At 51.0% G+C, this 241-nt stretch carries 1 protein-coding gene; it reads right to left on the bottom strand.

The window, feature by feature from the left end:
* Nucleotides 1-240: glycosyltransferase (locus SB816_RS34485; RefSeq protein ID WP_410548555.1), on the bottom strand; the 240-nt coding region annotated here is incomplete at its 3' end.
* Nucleotide 241 lies beyond the last annotated feature (1 nt).

The following is a 241-nucleotide window of genomic DNA, read 5'->3' as shown; positions in this document are numbered from 1 at the left end:
CTCAAATGGCACGCTATCATGATCGAGGAGGAGGACGTAGTCGGATCCATTTCGGATTAACTCTGCTATGCCAGTGTTTTGCGCGCTCGCTATGCCCCTATTTTCGGAAAGCTCAATAAAGGTGGCATTGTATCTACTACATAGTGACGCCACATTCGCCACAAGTGCCCCCGAAGATCCGTTGTCTACAACTACTATCCGCTCAACCTGCTTTCCTACCGCCCTTAGTACCGCCTCCAGC

The sequence above is a fragment of the Achromobacter sp. SIMBA_011 genome, assembly GCF_046535435.1.
Classification (GTDB): Bacteria; Pseudomonadota; Gammaproteobacteria; order Burkholderiales; family Burkholderiaceae_B; genus Achromobacter; species Achromobacter dolens.
Note: the sequence above shows the minus strand (reverse complement) of the source record. Positions and strands in the feature narration are given on the sequence as shown.